At 68.6% G+C, this 16,172-nt stretch carries 11 protein-coding genes and 3 pseudogenes; 6 read left to right on the plus strand and 8 right to left on the minus strand.

The window, feature by feature from the left end:
* Positions 1-128: 128 nt before the first annotated feature.
* Both GobsT_RS21160 and GobsT_RS39820 read left to right on the plus strand, forming a co-directional pair.
* Positions 129-1,079, plus strand: coding sequence for a transposase (locus GobsT_RS21160; protein WP_010035394.1), 951 nt, complete (start codon positions 129-131; stop codon positions 1,077-1,079).
* Positions 1,076-1,522 carry a hypothetical protein gene (locus GobsT_RS39820; RefSeq protein WP_050790213.1) on the plus strand — a complete coding sequence of 149 codons (447 nt, stop codon included), beginning with the start codon at positions 1,076-1,078 and terminating at the stop codon, positions 1,520-1,522. The genes GobsT_RS21160 and GobsT_RS39820 overlap by 4 nt, the downstream gene beginning before the upstream one ends.
* On the opposite strand, the pseudogene tnpC reads toward GobsT_RS39820, so the two are convergent.
* A pseudogene (gene tnpC, locus GobsT_RS21165) lies at positions 1,516-2,980 on the minus strand (IS66 family transposase). The gene GobsT_RS39820 and the pseudogene tnpC overlap by 7 nt on opposite strands.
* Positions 2,981-3,057: 77 nt before the next feature.
* Between tnpC and GobsT_RS40560 the strand changes: the two are divergent.
* A pseudogene (locus GobsT_RS40560) lies at positions 3,058-3,393 on the plus strand (transposase); the annotation flags it as partial.
* Positions 3,394-3,566: 173 nt separating this feature from the next.
* Positions 3,567-3,851: pseudogene (locus GobsT_RS21175) on the plus strand (IS66 family transposase); the annotation flags it as partial.
* On the opposite strand, the gene GobsT_RS21180 reads toward GobsT_RS21175, so the two are convergent.
* Together GobsT_RS21180 and GobsT_RS21185 are read right to left on the minus strand one after the other, a co-directional pair.
* Positions 3,823-4,545 carry a hypothetical protein gene (locus tag GobsT_RS21180; protein ID WP_010035386.1) on the minus strand — a complete coding sequence of 241 codons (723 nt, stop codon included), beginning with the start codon at positions 4,543-4,545 and terminating at the stop codon, positions 3,823-3,825. The pseudogene GobsT_RS21175 and the gene GobsT_RS21180 sit on opposite strands and share 29 nt — an antisense overlap.
* Positions 4,451-5,353, minus strand: a complete 903-nt coding sequence (locus tag GobsT_RS21185) for a hypothetical protein (RefSeq protein WP_010035388.1) — start codon at positions 5,351-5,353, stop codon at positions 4,451-4,453. Before GobsT_RS21185 ends, GobsT_RS21180 begins: the two co-directional genes overlap by 95 nt.
* Before the next feature lie 61 nt (positions 5,354-5,414).
* Here GobsT_RS21185 and GobsT_RS21190 point away from each other — a divergent pair, with 61 nt between their 5' ends.
* Positions 5,415-6,239 carry an IS5 family transposase gene (locus GobsT_RS21190; RefSeq protein WP_010035390.1) on the plus strand — a complete coding sequence of 275 codons (825 nt, stop codon included), beginning with the start codon at positions 5,415-5,417 and terminating at the stop codon, positions 6,237-6,239.
* Between the two features lie 231 nt (positions 6,240-6,470).
* Here the strand turns inward: GobsT_RS21190 and GobsT_RS21195 are convergent, their stop codons facing one another.
* From GobsT_RS21195 to GobsT_RS21205, 3 genes are all read right to left on the minus strand, one after another.
* Positions 6,471-7,421, minus strand: a complete 951-nt coding sequence (locus GobsT_RS21195; RefSeq protein ID WP_010035394.1) for a transposase — start codon at positions 7,419-7,421, stop codon at positions 6,471-6,473.
* Between the two features lie 392 nt (positions 7,422-7,813).
* Positions 7,814-9,793, minus strand: coding sequence for a GAP1-N2 domain-containing protein (locus GobsT_RS38905; protein WP_202903383.1), 1,980 nt, complete (start codon positions 9,791-9,793; stop codon positions 7,814-7,816).
* Between the two features lie 651 nt (positions 9,794-10,444).
* Positions 10,445-11,791 carry a DUF1501 domain-containing protein gene (locus GobsT_RS21205; RefSeq protein WP_010035405.1) on the minus strand — a complete coding sequence of 449 codons (1,347 nt, stop codon included), beginning with the start codon at positions 11,789-11,791 and terminating at the stop codon, positions 10,445-10,447.
* Positions 11,792-11,976: 185 nt separating this feature from the next.
* On the opposite strand from GobsT_RS21205, the gene GobsT_RS21210 reads away from it, so the two are divergent.
* Positions 11,977-12,642 (plus strand): HAD family hydrolase, encoded by a 666-nt coding sequence (locus tag GobsT_RS21210; protein WP_029600694.1) that lies wholly within the window; start codon positions 11,977-11,979, stop codon positions 12,640-12,642.
* Positions 12,643-12,674: 32 nt separating this feature from the next.
* Here GobsT_RS21210 and GobsT_RS21215 read toward each other — a convergent pair whose 3' ends face one another.
* Positions 12,675-14,480: a cation:proton antiporter gene (locus GobsT_RS21215; protein ID WP_010035410.1), complete on the minus strand. Its 1,806-nt coding sequence runs from the start codon at positions 14,478-14,480 to the stop codon at positions 12,675-12,677.
* A gap of 144 nt (positions 14,481-14,624) precedes the next feature.
* Positions 14,625-15,956: an IS701 family transposase gene (locus tag GobsT_RS21220; protein ID WP_029600695.1), complete on the minus strand. Its 1,332-nt coding sequence runs from the start codon at positions 15,954-15,956 to the stop codon at positions 14,625-14,627.
* Positions 15,957-16,172 lie beyond the last annotated feature (216 nt).

The raw sequence follows: 16,172 nt of genomic DNA on the forward strand, positions 1-16,172 counted from the left end.
TGGACGCCGCTCACTTCGTGTACGGCACGTTCTTGTGTTGCCTGTGGTCAGACCATTCACGGTGCAGCCGCTTGCCTATAAGGTGCCACCAGGTAAGGACTTGGCAAGGCTTGGGCGAGGGCGCAGCCATGCTCTTCGGTGGGGTATTCGAGAGCTTTCTCAAGGCCCGTCCGTTGAGTGTGATGGCGCGGGCCACCATCGAACATGCACTCTCGGCCTCGGCCCTCGATGACCTGTTCGACCGGACCGCCGAACGCGGCTACACCCGGGAATTGCTGTTCTCCACCACCGTCGACCTGATGAGCCTGGTCGTCGGCGGCAAGGCTCTCCACGTCCAGGCCGCGTACCCACACCTCCGCGAGCGAGTTCCCGTCACCCTCAGGAGCGTGTACGACGAGCTCCGCAACATCGAGACGGGTGTTTCGGCGGCCGTGGTCACTCACGTGTCGGGCCGGTGCCAGGCGCCGATCGCCGAGTTGGGTGGGGCGTGCAAGAGCCTGCTGCCGGGCTACCGGGTGCGGATCCTCGATGGCAACCACCTGGCCGCCACCCAGAGGCGACTGGACGTCACCCGGGGGCACACCGCCGGCCCCCTGCCCGGACAGAGTCTGGTCGTCCTCGGCCCGGCCCTGATGCTGATCACCGACATCGTTGCGTGCGAGGACGCCCACACCCAGGAGCGGGCGTTGATCGAGCACGTCTTGCCTCTGGTGGAGGAGCGGGACGTCTGGGCCGGGGACCGCAACTTCTGCACGGTGGAGTTCCTGCGGGGGGTGGCCGATCGGCGGGCTCATGTCGTCACCCGCCGCCACGGGAACCTGAGCGTCGAGCCCGAGACGGAGTACGGGGGCGAGGTCGAGACGGATCGGGGCGGGGTGAGCGATCGGCGGGTGAAGGTCTGTCGGGGCAGGCACCGGGTGCTGCGGATGCGGCAGGTGCGCGTGCGCCTGAAGGAGCCGACCGAGGACGGGGACTCGGAGGTGGAGGTCCTGACCGACCTGCCGGGCAAGGTGTCCGCGGTGCGGGTGGCGGAGATCTACCTCAAGAGGTGGCAGATCGAGGGGCCTTCCACGAGTTGACCGTCGCTCTGAACTGCGAGGTGAACACGTTGGGCTACCCGCGGGCGGCGTTGTTCGGGTTCTGCGTGGCGGTGGCGGCGTACAACGTGCGGTCCGTGCTGAAGGCCGCTCTGCGAGCGGTCCACGGGGAGCAGAAGGTCCGGGAAGAGGTGTCGGGGTATTACATGGCGTTGGAGTGGGCGATGGTGTACCCGGAGATGATGATCGCCTTGCCCGCTGCGGAGTGGGAGGTGTTCGGTCGGATGCCGGGCGAAGAGTTGGCCGCCTCCCTGCGTGAGTGGGCGGGCCAGATCAACCTGGAGAGGATCAAGAACGCGCCGCCCCGGAAGCCCACGAAGGAGAAAACCCGACGGATCAAAGACAAGAGCCCACATGTTTCGACCGCCCGTCTGATCGACGAAGCGAAGAAGGCTCGCCAAGCCAAAGCCAACAAGAATCAGTGAGTCGCACACCGTGAATGGCCTGGTTGCCTGTGGTCCATCGCCCGGTATCCGTTCACGGGGTCGCGAGCGGAGTGGGGATGAGTGATGGGGCGGGTGTGCCGTTTCGAGCGGCCTGAATAGCGTCCGTGAGGAAGGCCAGGACGTCCCGCCCCTGCTGCCGGCACGAGGCCACGGCGGTGAGCACCCGCTCGACGAAACGGCTGCCGCGTGCGGAGTCGGTGCCGTAGCTGGTCTTGCGCCAGCACACCGCGTGGCGCAGCGCCCGCTCGGCCGCGTTGTTGGTCGGCTCCACGCCCGCAACCGCCGCGAACGTGTACAGCGCACCCGACACGGCCAGCAGCTCCCGGCACACGCCGGCCGTCCGGGCGTAACGGCACTCGCGCCCGCGCCTCAGCAGCACGTGGACGCCGGCACGAATCCCCTGGAGGTGGTGCGAACGGAACCGGTGGCCGGTCAGGGTCCCATCCCGGACCCGCTTCCACGCGCCAGCAGGTCGTCGGCGAGAGCCAACAGACCGTGGCCGATTGAGGTGCCGTCGTTGCCCCGGTCGATCATCGCCTGGAAGTCCCGCCGCAGGTGCGCCCAGCACACCTGACGGCGGTCGGCCTCCAGGTGGGAATAGGCCGGGTACCGGTCGGTGGTCAGCACCCCCAGTGTTCCGGGGATCAACTCGCCCAGGACCTTGCGGGCACGGGAGGGGCGGATCACGAACGCCGTGACCCCGGCGGTCACGGCGACCCACAGCCAGGCCCGCTTGCGGCCCTCACGCCACCCGGTCTCGTCCACGTTGGCCGGCCTCCCGACGAGGTGGGCCCGGACCGCGGCCGCGACCGGTTCCCGGGCGGTAGCCGTCCGGTGCTGGAGGTCGCACACGGCCGCCGGGCTGATGGGCACGCCGAACAGGTCGCCCATCACCCGGGCGACGCCCCGCTTGCCGATCCGGTACGCCCCGGTCAGGACCGCGCAGGCGGCCTGGGTCCGGGGGCCGTACCCGCCCCGGATCCCGGGCGGCAGGGCCGGGCGCACCCCCCGCCCGCAGTTCGGGCAGGTGAGCCGGTGCCGTCGGTACTCGGTCACCTGGGGCCGCACCGGCGGGAGTTCGAGCACCTGGTCGCGGAGCGGTTGCGGGTCGGTCCCGGAGAGCGGGCGGGCGCACCGGTCGCAGGCGTCGGTGAGCAGGTCGACGACCGTGTCCGGGGGCAGGTCCGGGCGGGCCCGCTTGGGGTGCCCGGGTTGCCCGCCGCGCCGCTTGCCGGTCGCCTTCTGGGTCGGGGCGGCCTTGACCTGCGGGCCGTCAGACGACGGGGGCTTGGACGAGTTGGACGAGCTCTGGTTGAGCCGGGCTTCCAGGTCCGCGATCCGGGCTTCCAAACCGGTGACCACCGCCACGATGGCGGGCCGCAGGTCGGATGGGATCGCGTCCCACAGGTCCGCAGGGATGGAAGCAGGTCGGGTCATGTGGCCAAGAAGAACCCGAACCGTGATCGCCGGTCAACCCGAACACCCAACGGGCCGTGAACGGTTACATCGCCCGGGTGTTCGTCCGCGCGGCTTCGGGTCGCCAGCGGTTCAACGTGTTGGGGGCCTGGAACGCGGTCACTCGGGCCCTGGTGTCGGTCACCAACAGCACCGTGGCGAACACCGACACCATGTGCCAACTGCGGCGGGCCATCGCCGCCCAGGACCTGGTCGGCCCGGTCACCCTGGTTCTGGACAACGCCCGGTACCAGCGGAACAAGGTGGTTCAGCAGTTGGCCGCGGAGCTGTCGATCCGGCTGCTGTTCCTGCCCAGCTACTCGCCCAACCTGAACCTCATCGAGCGGCTCTGGGGGGGGGCCAAGCGGCACAGCGTGTACGGCCGATACCACCCCGACTTCGCGTCCTTCCGAACCGCCATTGAGACCACACTCGCCGGCAGTAAGCGTTCACAGTTGATGTGGATGTATCTCAACAGCCGGCGAGAGCTGGACTCCTCACCGATGGTTGTTGAGCCGGGACCGGGATCAGGGTTGGTGGCGTTGCCCCAGTGCGATGTGCGGTGACGGCGTCGGTCTCCGGGGTCGAGCCCACCAACAACGCGGCCGAGCGCGAGGTGCGTCACGCGGTGTGCGGGCGCAAGACCAGCTTCGGCACCGACAGCGCGACCGGGAGCCGGTTCGTGGAGCGGATCCTCACGGTGGTCGCGTCGTGCCGCCGACAGGAACGGAATGTCCTCGCGTTCCTGACCGACGCGGTCACCGCGCACCGCACCGGGGGGACCCCACCAACCCTGATCCCGGCCCACCCGCAACAGCCACCAGTCATGACCCCAGCTCTCGCCGCTTGTTGACATACACACACATCAACTGTGAACGCTTACGCATGGGGATTTCGGGTTTCGGGTCGGGAGTCTGGATCTCGTTGTCGTTGTGCGTGGTGAGTGTCTGGCGGTACACGTCATCCCAGATGCCGCTGAGGAGCACTACCCGTAGGGACAGGATCACCTGGGCACCGGCCTTGGTCCATCGCATGCCCGAGAGCTTCAGCCGCTGGGTGAACACGGTCTTGCACGCGGCCTCGGTGATCCCACTGCCCAACGGCACGTGCCACCCCTTGTACTCGTGGTACTGCATCCACCGGGTGCGCGCCCGGATGTACCGGTACGCCGCCTCGTACTCCTTCTTCCGACCCGGGCTCAGGACCCGAGCGGCCCGCACGGCCGCCGCCGAATGCAACACCCGGAACGGGCCGTTGGGGCGCTTCAATAGCCGGCCCATTTTCCGCGCCCAACTGCGGGCCGCGGCGGTGCCCTCCCCGAACAGGGCGCCCGCCATGGCCCAGACGCGCTCCAGCGCGAGGTAGAAATCGATCACCCGGTGCCACTCCAGGCGCGCGCCGGTCCGCGGGTGGGTCATCGTCCGCAAGACCCGCTGGTAGTACCCGGCCTCGTTATCCCCGGCGTCGGTCACGTACGCCAGCCGCGGGTCCGGACCGGTCCATTCCCGCAACACGGCCCGGACCAGGTGCGTCAACGGGTCGCTCATGCGGCCCTGGCCGTGTTCGGGCGCCCGCGCCAGGCACACGCCCCAACCGGCGGCCGGCCCGGTCGAACACCGCGAGTGTGGCGCACGAGGCCACCTCAAAGAACCCGACCGGGTGCTGCCGCAGGGTGATCCCGTCCCGGCCCACCGACAGCACCGGCTTGCGGCTCCCGCGGCTCTGGTCGGCCTGGCCCAGCAGTTCCACCAACCGCCGGACCTGCAATGCTGGGCACGCCGCGGACATGGCTTCGGACAGGCCCGCGGCCAGTTCCCGCAGGCGACCGGTTCCCATGTTCGCCCCGTGGGTGTCACGCACCCGCTGCTGGACGGTCCGCTGTGTGGCCCCGTCCTCCGCCAGGTACCGGCCCGTGGCCTGTGCCAGAGCCGGGGTGGTATTGGCGACGAGCCCCGGAACGTGGGCCAGCGGGGCGAAGGCCGGTTCCGGGGCATGCCGGTCGGCCGGGCGGTACAGATGGCGCCACCGGGCGATCGGCCCGAACAGGGTGCCCACCTCTTGGCGTGTCTTGGCGCGGACCAGGCGGTACTGCGTGCCCTCGAGCTGCACGTGGGCGGGCCGCGCATCGGGGGCGCCCCCTTCCAGTCGGTTGTAGCCCCAGGCGATCACGTCACGCCCCAGTTCGCGCCGGTCCCGAGCCAGTTGGTTCTCCCAGTCGAACACAGCGGCCGGGCACACTGGTTGCGCGAGCGACGTGAGCACCCGCGGCTCCAACCGCGCCTCGAACCGTTCGAGTATGACCCGCAGGTGTTGGCGCAGGTCCGCCGTTGCCGAGCCCAGGGTGGACAGAGCCAAGGCCAGTCGGGTACTGTAAGTGACTGTCCCATATGTGGCGGTTGGGTGGGTAGAATGGTCCATGCGAACCCAATCCTACCCGAGCGACGTGACCGACGAGCAGTGGGGGCTCATCGAGCCACACATCCCCGTGTACCCCGGCGGCCGTCCCCGCACCACCGCCCTGCGGGACGTCACCGACGCGGTCTTCTACGTGCTGCGGACCGGTTGCCAGTGGCGGTACCGGCCCAAGGACTTCCCGCCCAAGTCCACGGTCGGGCGGTACTTCGACGAGTGGCGACACAACGGCACCCGCGACACGATCCATGACCTTCTCCGCAAAAAGGTCCGCACCGCCGAGAGGCCGTACTCGCCCCGGACGACCGCGAGCGTGGATAGCCAGTCGGTGGACACGACCTCCGGCGGCGAGGAGCGGGGCCGGGACAACGCCAAGAACGTGGACGGGCGGAAGCGGCACATCCTCGTGGATTCCATGGGGTTGCTGCTGGCCGTGCTGGTGACGGCCGCGAGCGTCGATGATGCCAAGGCGGCGGCCGAACTGTTCGGCCGGCTGGACGAGCAACCGATGGGGAAGGTGCGCCGGGTGTTCGCCGACCGCAAGTACCACAACTACGCCCTGTACGAGTGGGTCGAGACGAACGCCCGGTGGGAGCTGGTCATCGTCCGCCGCCCGGACGGGGCCAAGGGGTGGGTGAAGTTACCGCGGCGGTGGACGGTGGAGCGGACGTTCGCCTGGCTGGGGACGTGCCGGCGGTTGTCCAAGGACCGGGAGAAGACGGTGCGGTCGTCGGAGGCGTTCGTCAAGTTGGCCATGATCCACCTGATGCTCAACCGGCTTGAGCCGAAAGGGGTCGACGCCGAGTTTCAATACCACACGGTGGCATAAATCTCACATATGGGACAGTCACTAAGTCATCGTCGCGTCCGTGTGGGTTGGGCTGGTTGGTGGTACTTCCACTCCGCCCACCGGACGCGGCGTTGTCAAGCACAATTCCAGCACCACCACGCGACCTCAAACGAACTCCCGCTCGGCAACTACCCGACGGCCAAACGAAAACACTCAAAAGGTGCGCACCAGCCGGATCACACCCGTTCACCTCGCAGTTCAGAGCGACGGTCAACTCGTGGAAGGCCCCTCGATCTGCCACCTCTTGAGGTAGATCTCCGCCACCCGCACCGCGGACACCTTGCCCGGCAGGTCGGTCAGGACCTCCACCTCCGAGTCCCCGTCCTCGGTCGGCTCCTTCAGGCGCACGCGCACCTGCCGCATCCGCAGCACCCGGTGCCTGCCCCGACAGACCTTCACCCGCCGATCGCTCACCCCGCCCCGATCCGTCTCGACCTCGCCCCCGTACTCCGTCTCGGGCTCGACGCTCAGGTTCCCGTGGCGGCGGGTGACGACATGAGCCCGCCGATCGGCCACCCCCCGCAGGAACTCCACCGTGCAGAAGTTGCGGTCCCCGGCCCAGACGTCCCGCTCCTCCACCAGAGGCAAGACGTGCTCGATCAACGCCCGCTCCTGGGTGTGGGCGTCCTCGCACGCAACGATGTCGGTGATCAGCATCAGGGCCGGGCCGAGGACGACCAGACTCTGTCCGGGCAGGGGGCCGGCGGTGTGCCCCCGGGTGACGTCCAGTCGCCTCTGGGTGGCGGCCAGGTGGTTGCCATCGAGGATCCGCACCCGGTAGCCCGGCAGCAGGCTCTTGCACGCCCCACCCAACTCGGCGATCGGCGCCTGGCACCGGCCCGACACGTGAGTGACCACGGCCGCCGAAACACCCGTCTCGATGTTGCGGAGCTCGTCGTACACGCTCCTGAGGGTGACGGGAACTCGCTCGCGGAGGTGTGGGTACGCGGCCTGGACGTGGAGAGCCTTGCCGCCGACGACCAGGCTCATCAGGTCGACGGTGGTGGAGAACAGCAATTCCCGGGTGTAGCCGCGTTCGGCGGTCCGGTCGAACAGGTCATCGAGGGCCGAGGCCGAGAGTGCATGTTCGATGGTGGCCCGCGCCATCACACTCAACGGACGGGCCTTGAGAAAGCTCTCGAATACCCCACCGAAGAGCATGGCTGCGCCCTCGCCCAAGCCTTGCCAAGTCCTTACCTGGTGGCACCTTATAGGCAAGCGGCCGCACCGTGAATGGCCTGGTCGGCTATGCCTGAACCGTCGCATCCCGAATGCGGCTTTCTTGACCAAAAAGATCGACGCTCGGCAAGCAGCACGGAACCGCGACCGAGTGAAGATCAACTTGTGCTTCAAAATCGCTGACGCCCGGAAGAAGATGGCGAGAGTTTACCCAAAGCAAACTCCCGCCGCAGACCACTAGGCGACCTTACCGGCGACGATGAAGCTCGAACGCAATTTCAATGCGCCCAACCTCGACACAGGTGATCTCGTTTTCGGCCCGCTTGTCAAGCAACTCGAACAACGATACGGTTCACGAAGCATCAGTAACGCCATCACAGCGGGCGGTTCCCGCCGGGCGACACCCGGGTGCCGATGTCGAGGAACCGGACGATGGCGGTGGGGTCCGCGTTGAGCACCACCCCGCGGGCGCCGGGCTTCACCGCGTGCCCCTCGTTCCGCGCCGCCGCCCACAACTTCGGCGGCAGCGCGCTCGACATCCGGAACAGCAGTTTCGCCTCCGTCTCGGGGAAGCCCGACTCGTCGGCCGGGAAGTACGCGGGGGTGACCGGCACCTTCGAGATCAACAGGTTGAACAGCAGCACGTTACCGTCGGCGGTGGAAATGTTGCGGATGGCGCGGGCCGCCTCCTGCGGGTTGCCGTCGGAAGGCAGCCCGTCGGTTAGGTTCAGCACGATCGGCGGGTACGAGTTCGGGAACTCGTACACGAACTCCTTCACCGCCTGCCCCGCGACGCCGAGCGCCTCGCACATCGCCGTTTGGCCCCCCGAGATGGGGTCGTACCAAACCGGGAACTTCACCTTTTGCTCCGTCACCCGGCCCTGCGCGTCGAGCACCTTTTTCACCCGCGTGTCGACGCGGAGCGGGTGCTCCCCCAGCCGGCTCACCGGGATGAGCACGTTGGAAGGTGTGGCGCCGCCGAGCCCGGCCTTGACGGTGGTGCCGTACCCGATGACGCCGACCCGGAAGTAGTCGCGGACCCCGTCCGCCTTGGCCGAGCGGAGCACCACGTTCTGGAGCAGTCGGTTGACGGCGTCCGCAACGGTCGACGCTTTAGATGTCCCGCCGGCCCCAATAAACGGGTCGCCCATCGAACCGGACTGGTCGATCAGGAACAGCAGGCACGCCGGGTTCGCCCGGCTGATCTGGGCGTCGTAGGAGCCGACCGCGCGGCGGATCGCCGGGGCCGGGCCGCCGGCCGACTTCGGCAGCAGCGGGTCCGAATCGGGCGCGTCCGCGAGAGCCGGGTTCGCTTGCAACTCGGCCCGCGCCCGGGCCACCTCTTGCTGAATCCAGTCGTCGCCTTCGTCCCGGGCCTCGGCGAGCGCTTTGCGAGCCTCCGCGAGTCCCTCCCAGTGCCCGTTAACGGCCACGTCTACCAGCCCGGACAGCCCGGCGGGCATGATCCAGCTTAACTCCGTCGACGACCGCCCCCGTGTGAAGGTGTCCAGCGTAATGCCTTGTTTCGCGCCGAGTTCCAGCTCGAGCGACCCGCCGTTCGGTCCCAGGTACGTGCCGACCACGCGCGCCAGCCGGTAGTTCCGGATGTCCCGGTGGTACGGCTCGAACGTCGAGAACGTGAGGTCTTCGGTCATTTCGGGCGGGAGGAGCCGGACGCAGCCGTACAGGAGCAGCGCCACGACCCCGGGCTCGGCGTGGATGAACAGCCGCTTGCGGCTCCCGGGCTTCTCCGCGGCGAGCAGTTGCACCGCGTGCAGCGCGCGGGCCAGCAGGTCGCGTCGCGACGACGCCGGGAGCACGCGCAACCGCAGCGGGCACACGTCCACGGACGGCGAAGTGGGCCACGGCGGCCGGTCGCCGAGGAACGCGGTCAGTGAGGCGTCGCAGACCAAATCGTCGTCCGGCAGCTCGGGAGCCGGCAACGTCTTCGGTTCCCCTGACGAATACCTTACAGTCCACTCGGGCGCCCCCCACGACCGCAGCACGGTCGCCGGGCTCACCACCGGGAGCAAAATGAGATGTGAGAAGTAAGAGCGGTCGCGCCCGACGGAATCCTTCGCCAGGTACGCCGAGTGCGCCACCCACACCCCGCCGCGTTCGCCGACCGTCCGGGCCAGCCGGCGCGGCGCGGCCCCGGGTTCGGGCAGGTCGCGCCACATGTCGAACGGCAGTTCGTAGGGCGGATAGTGGGACGCCTCGTCGAGCAGCCCGGACGCGGTCGTCGATGCGGCCCGCACGGAGTAGCCCGACTCACGGCGCACACTGTCGGCACGCACGCAGTGAGTAACGTAAAACTGGTGCCCCGCGCCGACCGACCTACCCGAGCCTGACATCTCTGGCCTCGCACACCCACCGCACCACACCCGCGGCCGACACAGAATCGTACTCGCCGGGAGCGGTCGCCGCAACGCTGGCCGGCTGCCAGATGCGCATCATTCACGGCCCCGCTGGTGTTGTCTGTTTATTGTGGTACAGACATTCTTGTCTGCGCCACGAAGACAAAAACCAAAACAGACGCCACCAGCCGGATCGTGAATCAGGTGGCCGTTATAAACAGTTGCGGAGCAGACGCCGGTGGCGGCTTCGTTCCGGCCCACGCGGACCTGATGTTTGCGACAACCGATTTTGACGGGAGCGACAGGATTTAACTCGATCGGTCTTCATCCGGTGAATCCTGTCGCTCCCGTCGAATCTTCTTGGATTAGTCATCGAGCGATTGTGCTTCTTCGGCCTCACTACAGTCTCTATCGGGGGGCGGGAGCGTGCGGCGTCACGGGTACGATCGGCAACACCGGTGCCGGTGGTCGTCAGGTTCACACCCGCACTGAAGTTGCGTAAACGACTCGCCGACCACACGGCTTTCTCACCGACTGCGAACCAGCTACGGGTTCCAACGCGGCCTCTGTCGCACGGGACAAAACGCTGTGTCACAGAGGCCCAGGAAATTGAAGTATCAGGAGTAAAAGATTGCTGCGAGCCCGCCGTCAAATCAGTTCCTTGATCGGCGCGCCGCTGTCTTCGACGAGATACTGCGGTCGCCCGGTGAAGTCCGGGAGCGTGACCTTGTCGGCGTCGATTCCGAGGTTGTGGTACAGCGTCGCGAACAGCTCACCGAACGTCACCGGGCGGGACACGGCCTCTCCTGCGATCCGGTCCGTACTGCCGATCACCTGCCCCAGTTTCATGCCGCCCCCGGCGAGCAGCGCGCAATTCACGTTCGGCCAGTGGTCGCGCCCGAGCGCCGCGCTGATCTTCGGGGTCCGCCCGAACTCGCCCATGATGACGACGGTGCAGTCCTTGTCCAACCCGCGGTCGTGCAGGTCCTCGACCAGCGCGCTGACGCACTTGTCGAACACGGGGAAGTCCTCTTCCTCGCGCAGGAAGATGGAGTTGTTCTTGCGGCCCTCGGCGTTCATCCCGCCGTGCCAGTCCCACTTGCTGTAGTTCAGCGTCACGACCCGCGCGCCCGCCTCGACCAGCCGGCGGGCCATGAGCAGGCTCTGCGGCACCCGCGGGGCGCCGTTGCTGTCCATGAACACCTTCGGGTCGCCGGTGCCGTACCGGTCGATCACTTTGACCGGCTCGCGCGAAATGTCGAGCGCTTCGGCCATCTTCGAGGAGGTGAGCAGCCCGAACGCCTGTTCGGTGAAGGCGTCCATCGCCTTGACCGAGCCGGACGTGTCGGCGTCGCGGCGCATGTCGTCGAACTGCTTGAGGAGCGTCTTGCGGTCGGCGAGTTGGCTCACGTCGACGCCGCGCAGCGTCATGTCCTCGCGGGTGCGGCCCATCGCGCGGAACGGGGCGAGCGACTGGCCCAGGAACCCGGGGCCGGGCTCGTTGTAGGGGCCGTGGGTGCAGGTGTAACAGAGGCTCACGTACGACGGCACGGACGGGTGGACCGGCCCCTGCAGCTTCGCCACCGTGGAGCCGAACTGCGGCCACCCGCCGGGCGGGGTCGGTTTCTTCGGGTTGTGCCCGTTGTACACCTGGATCGCGTCGTGGTCGGCTTGGTTACCCACCAGCGAGCGGACGATCGCGAGCTTGTCCATGTTTCGGGCGAGCAGCGGAAACGCCTCGCAGATCTGGACGCCGGTGACGTTCGTCGGGATCGGCTTCCACGGCCCGGCGATCTCCTTCGGCGCGTCGGGCTTCAGGTCGAACATGTCCTGGTGCGGCGGCCCGCCGACCAAGTAAATGAGGATGACCGACTTGTGCGGCGTGCGGGTACCCGCGTTGGCTTCGGCGCGGAGCAGGTTCGGCAGGGTTAGGCCCCCGAGGCCGAGGGCGCCGATCTTGAGGAACCCGCGGCGCGGGAGCGTGTGGGGCGGCATGACTTGAGCCCGTGTGGTGGGATGATGGGAGGGATTTCAAGTGTGGCCCGGCACAGCCGCCGCGTCAACCGGATTCTGCTGGAGGTTAACCGCTCACACCTTGGAATACGCCTTCGAGCGGTCGCACGTCTCCCGATCGGCCACATTCGCCACGGCGCCGCCTCCCAGGTCGTACAACGGACCTCATGACGATACCTGCGATCATTTGGGATGTCGACGGAACCCTCGTGGACACCGCGGAGCACCACTTCCAGGCGTGGGCGCGGTTCGCGGCGGAGATCGGCCGGCCATTCACCCGGGCCGACTTCGCCGCCACGTTCGGCATGCGCAACCTGGAAATCCTGCGCAAGCTGTTCGAGCCGGACGCCGACGACGCGCTCTGCGCGAAGTGGGGCGAGCAGAAGGAAAACCACTACCGCGCATCCGTGCGTAAAGAGGGCACACAACTCCTGCCCGGCGTCGCCCGGCTCCTCAAGGAGTTCGCTGATCGCGGGTGGCCTCAAGCGGTCGGCTCATCGGCCCCGCAGGGGAACATCGACCTGCTGCTGAGCGTCACGAACACGCGCGGCTACTTCGGCGCGGTCGTCACCGGCGACGACGTGAAGCGCGGCAAGCCGGACCCCGAGGTGTTCCTCACCGCCGCGGCACAACTGGGAGCCGACCCGCGGCGGTGCGTGGTGTTCGAGGACGCCGCGGCCGGCGTGGAAGCGGCGCAGGCCGGCGGAATGAAGTGCGTGGCGGTGACGTTCGTCGGGCACCACCCGGCAGATAAGCTCCGGGCCGCCGGGGCCGACATCGTCGTCGGCTCGCTCGACGAAATCACCGCCGAGCAGGTCGCGGCACTGGTGTGAGTTCGGGACGCGCAGCGCCTCCCGCGGCCGCCTCAGTTCTTGCGGGGCGCGTCGGGCAGTAAAAGATCGGGCGACGTGTCGGCGTTCCGCGAGTACACTTCCGCGCCGCCCGCCGACAGTTCCAACCGCACCCGCTCGCGCTCGCGGTCGATCTGGTCCGGTGTCGCCCCGAGCCGCCGCAGGATCGCCTCCGTCAGCGCCAGCGCCACCTCACCCTCGCCCGAAACTACTACCTCCGAACCGGCCCGCTGAAGCGCTGCCAGTTCGCGCACGTAAGCCGACCGCGCCAGCACCCGGATGCCCGGGTTCAGCTCTTTGGCCGCCCGGATCACCTCGCTGCCGCCGCTCACCTGCGACGAACTCAGAATCAGGCTCGCCGCCCGGTCCGCCCCGGCCTCCTTCAGCGTGTTCGGGTGCGTTGCGTCGCCGTACACGGCCCGGACGCCCTCGGCCCGGAGTTGCTTCACGGTGTCGACGTTCAGCTCGACCACGGTCGGCTCAATGCCGTTCTCGCGCAGCAGCCGGCACACGGTGCGGCCGACCGGGCCGTACCCCACGACCACCGCGCGGTACGCCGGCTCCGCGTTCGCGGGCACCGGCTCCGGGCCGCTCCCGAGCCGCTCCCGGGTTCGCGCCGTGAGCAGCGCCCAGAGCCGCGGCCGGCCCGCAGCCCACCTTTCGAGCAGCCCCGCGAGCCGGTACACCAGCGGGCTCACCGAGATGGTCCCGATCGCGACCACAACCAGCACCTGGGTGGCGGCCTCCGGCAGCACGTTCAGCGACTTCCCGGCGGCGGCCACGATGAACGAGAACTCGCCGATCTGCGCCAGCGCAAGCCCCACCCCCAGTGCGACCCGCACCGGGTACCCGCGCGCCAGTACCAGCGCAAACGTGGTCACGGGCGTGGCGATCATCACGATGGCGGCTGTCGCCGCCACGAGCCCCGGCGCTTTCAGGAGGAACGCCGGCTCGAAGAGCATCCCGACGGAGATGAAGAACAACACCGCGAACGCGTCCCGCATCGGGAGCGCCTCGGTGGCCGCCCGGACGCTGAACTCCGACCGCCCGACCACCATGCCCGCCAGGAACGCCCCGAGCGCCATCGACGCCCCGAACAGCACCGCCGACCCGACCGCGATCCCGAGCGCGACCACCAGAACGGTGAGCGTGAACAGCTCGCGCGACCGCGTCTCGGCGACGTGCTTCAGCAGCCGCGGCACGAAATACCCGCCGGCCAACAGCACCGCCGCGATCAGCACACCCACTTTCAGCGCGGCCAGCCCGAGCGCCAGCGGCAGTTCGACCGCGTCGACCGGCCCGTCCTTGAGTACCGCCGGCAGCACCACCAGCACCAGCACCGCGAACACGTCCTGGAGGATCAGCCACCCGACCGCGACGTGGCCGGTCGGCGTGTGCAACTGGTTCTGGTCCGACAGCACGCGGGTCAGTACGACGGTGCTCGCGAACGACACCGAGATCCCGAACACGACCGCCGCGGGCGGGGACCAGCCGAACGCGAGGGCGACCGCGGTGCCGAACGCCGTCGCGGCCCCGCACTGGGCGAGGGCGCCGGGCAACGCGACCCGGCGCACCGCGAGCAGTTCGTCCAGCCGGAAGTGTAGCCCCACCCCGAACATGAGTAGGACCACGCCGACCTCGGCGAGCTGGTCCGCGAGGCCCTGGTCCACAACGAACCCGGGCGTGTGCGGCCCGACGACAGCCCCGGCGAGCAGGTAACCGACAATCGGTGACAGCCCGAGCCGGTTCGTGGCGTACCCGAACGCGAGCGCCACTGCGAGCCCGCCGGCGAGCATAAACACGACGTCTTGGTTGTGCATTCCGCGGTCCCGCTCCCGAGCCGGTCACTATTCACGCCCCGATAGGGAGGTTAGCGGCACGTCGGGATTTGCGGAAGCCCGGTCACGCGGCGGCTCAGCGCCAAGCCCTTTCAACCGTCTGTACTTTCCGCGAATCAGCCGTGCTCACGCGGCCAAGTCCAAGCACCGGTAGGCGAGGTCGCGGATTTTCGTGTGGTCGTGGTGCTCGCCCACAACGGCCCGAATCTCCTCGGCCAACAGCTCGTGTTGCCAGGCCCGGCGCTTGTCCGCGTGACTCGGGCGCCGGCTCGGATCGTCCCACGGGGACGCGGACCGGTGCCCCACCAACTCGTCCGCGTTCCGAGCCCAGGCCCACACCTCGGTCAGGGTGTGCGCCCATGCACACAGGTGGAAGCACCCGACGTTCGACGGCACCCCGCGCACCTGTTGCTGGCCCGTCCCGGCGACTTGTTTGAGATCCCGGAAGCACGTCTCCAGGGTGAACCGGTCGGCCACCCGTTCCAAGATGTCGGTCACCGTCGCGCCCGGGTCGGTGCTGAAGAACGCGACCCATCCGTGGGGCTCGTCCACCAGCACCACCCGGATCGCCCCACCGGCCGGGCGCCAGGTGGCCACGAACGTCTTGTACCGCTTCTCGACGGTCTTCCCATACACGGTGAACGTGCCGGTGCTCCACCCGCCGTTGTGCCCGGCCCGCTTGGCCAACGAGATCCGTGCCGTTCCGTACACCCGCGGGCGCCCGCGCAGCCCGGGCTCCCGCGCGGGCGGTAACGAGCACAGGGCCGCATCCCGGCGGAGCCGGCTCACCACCGTCACCCCGAGCTTCCGCAGCGGCTTCAGCACCGGCCCCTGGGCGTACGCCCCGTCGGCCACCACCCACACCGCCATGCCCCACATCTTCAGCCATCCGTGCGCCCACCGCACCAGGTCAACGGCCATCGCCAGCTTGGTGGCGAACCGGGGCCGATCGGTCGCCCGCACCGCGCCCAGGTTCGCCTTCCGGATGTACAACCGGGCCAACAGGGGCAGAGCCACGACCCCACCCAGTGGATGCGCCACCAGCAACCCGAGCACCACCCACACGTGCCCGTACACGAATGCGCTCCCGGCCGGCCCGGGTGTCGGGTTGTGATGCACCCCGGCCCCTTGTACCTTCGGTCCGTACCGGGCGGTCGGTGTGTCGTCCAACGCCAGCACCACCCGCGGCCCGGTCACCAGGGGCTTGAGGATCTCGACCAACAACCGGGTCGCGATGCGCTCGACCCGGCGCCCGACCGCGGCCGCGGTGGGGTAACAGCGGCGGTATTGGGACGATAATCCGGCCGCCCGAATCCAGCAACTCAGGGCGTGCCGCCCGCGGGCCAGCAGCACACCCAGGAACAGGGCCGCCAACCGCCGACCCGAGCGCCGATCCAGTGCCCCGGCCAGAACCGAAAACCAGTGGCAACGCGGGGACGGAGTATGCGCAGATGGCATGGCCGTGTCCGTTCGGGGTGGCTGGTCGTGTGGTAACGCCATCCTCCCGGACGGGCCGGCACTCGTCTACTCCGAACCCACCATCACCTCCCGACCTACAAATTCGCGGAAAGTACAGAACCGTGCGATCCGTCAAAAATTGCCCAGGCCGAATGATGGGCGGGGCGGCGTTCGTGCCCCCTTGCGCACGAGCGGACCGTGAAGCCGATGACGCGA

It is taken from the genome of Gemmata obscuriglobus, assembly GCF_008065095.1.
Lineage (GTDB): Bacteria > Planctomycetota > Planctomycetia > Gemmatales > Gemmataceae > Gemmata > Gemmata obscuriglobus.

Coding starts and splice junctions, on each gene's coding strand:
- GobsT_RS21160 (WP_010035394.1), top strand. CDS start 129: ATGCTCTTCGGTGGGGTATTCGAGAGCTTTCTCAAGGCCCGTCCGTTG.
- GobsT_RS21180 (WP_010035386.1), bottom strand. CDS start 4,545: ATGAGCGACCCGTTGACGCACCTGGTCCGGGCCGTGTTGCGGGAATGG.
- GobsT_RS21190 (WP_010035390.1), top strand. CDS start 5,415: ATGCGAACCCAATCCTACCCGAGCGACGTGACCGACGAGCAGTGGGGG.
- GobsT_RS21195 (WP_010035394.1), bottom strand. CDS start 7,421: ATGCTCTTCGGTGGGGTATTCGAGAGCTTTCTCAAGGCCCGTCCGTTG.
- GobsT_RS38905 (WP_202903383.1), bottom strand. CDS start 9,793: ATGTCAGGCTCGGGTAGGTCGGTCGGCGCGGGGCACCAGTTTTACGTT.
- GobsT_RS21205 (WP_010035405.1), bottom strand. CDS start 11,791: ATGCCGCCCCACACGCTCCCGCGCCGCGGGTTCCTCAAGATCGGCGCC.
- GobsT_RS21210 (WP_029600694.1), top strand. CDS start 11,977: ATGACGATACCTGCGATCATTTGGGATGTCGACGGAACCCTCGTGGAC.
- GobsT_RS21215 (WP_010035410.1), bottom strand. CDS start 14,480: ATGCACAACCAAGACGTCGTGTTTATGCTCGCCGGCGGGCTCGCAGTG.
- GobsT_RS21220 (WP_029600695.1), bottom strand. CDS start 15,956: ATGCCATCTGCGCATACTCCGTCCCCGCGTTGCCACTGGTTTTCGGTT.